Below are 1,276 nucleotides of genomic sequence, written 5' to 3'. Positions count from 1 at the left end.
GAGCGGCTGGCGGACCGTGCTCGCCGACGGGTCGGCGGCGACCATGAGCCGCGGCTCCACGCCTCTCCGCCAGTACTACAACCTGCGCGGGCTGCTCCGGCGGGTCGACCCGCGCTGGGCATGCTCACCGCACTGCCGGACTACCCGCTGCGGCACAGCGACGGCCTGCACGACAGCTTCGCCCGCGTCCCGCGCACCCCGCCGTGGAGCGCGCTCGGCTTCGTGGCCCGCAGCCCCAGCTTCGGCTGGCGCGACCTGGCCGGCATGGACCCGGTGGCGGCGCTGCCGCTGCTGGACGTCCGGGTGCCCGGGATCTACGACCGGCTCGACGAGCTGAGCGCGGCGGAGTTCCTGGACGCCATCGGCTTCCCCGCCGCGGCCCGGCACCTGGCCTTCGAGGTGTTCTCCCGCAGCTTCTTCGTCGATCCGCGCCGGCTGTCGGCCGCCGAGCTCGCCTTGATGTTCCACATCTACTTCCTCGGTTCGAGCGAGGGACTGCTCTTCGATGTGCCGAACGAGCCGTTTCCGCACGCGCTGTGGGATCCGCTGCGGAGCTATCTGGAGGGCCACGGCGTCCAGGTCCGCTGCGGGGCGGCGGTGGACTCGGTGGCACCGTCGGCGGACGGCGAGCGGGTGACGCTGCGGGCCGGCGACGGCTCCGGCCGCTCCGGCGGGTCGGACACCTACGACGGGGTGGTCCTCGCCCTGGACACCTCGGGGCTGCGCGAACTGGTCGGCTCCTCCCCCGCGCTCGGCGACGCGCCCTGGCGGGCCCGGATCGACGCGCTGCGCACCGCGCCGCCCTTCCTGGTGTCCCGGCTCTGGCTGGACCGTCCGACGGCGCCCGGCCGCCCCGGCTTCCTGGGCACCAGCGGCTTCGGCCCGCTGGACAACGTCAGCGTCCTGCACGCCTGGGAAGGTGAGGCGGCCCGCTGGGCCGCCGCCAACAACGGTTCGGTGCTGGAACTGCACGCCTACGCCGTCGATCCGGCCGCCGACCGCGGCGCGGTGCAGGAGCGCCTGCTCCGCGAGCTGCACCGGGTCCACCCCGAGACGGCGGCGGCCGGGATCGTGGACGCCCGGCACGAATGGCGCGCCGACTGCCCGCTGTTCCCCGTCGGCGGCTACCGGGCCCGCCCCACCGTGCGCACACCCGCCCCCGCGGTGATGCTGGCCGGCGACCTGGTGCGCACCGGCCTGCCGGTAGCCCTGATGGAGCGGGCCGCCACCACCGGCTTCCTCGCCGCCAACGCCCTGCTGGCACGCTGGGGCGTGC

General features: G+C 75.5%; 1 pseudogene. It reads left to right on the top strand.

Annotation, left to right across the window (positions count from 1 at the left end):
- Window positions 1-1,276, top strand: a pseudogene (locus tag GA0115240_RS24355) (FAD-dependent oxidoreductase); the annotation flags it as partial.

This window comes from Streptomyces sp. DvalAA-14 (assembly GCF_900091855.1).
GTDB lineage: Bacteria > Actinomycetota > Actinomycetes > Streptomycetales > Streptomycetaceae > Actinacidiphila.
Note: the sequence above shows the minus strand (reverse complement) of the source record. Positions and strands in the feature narration are given on the sequence as shown.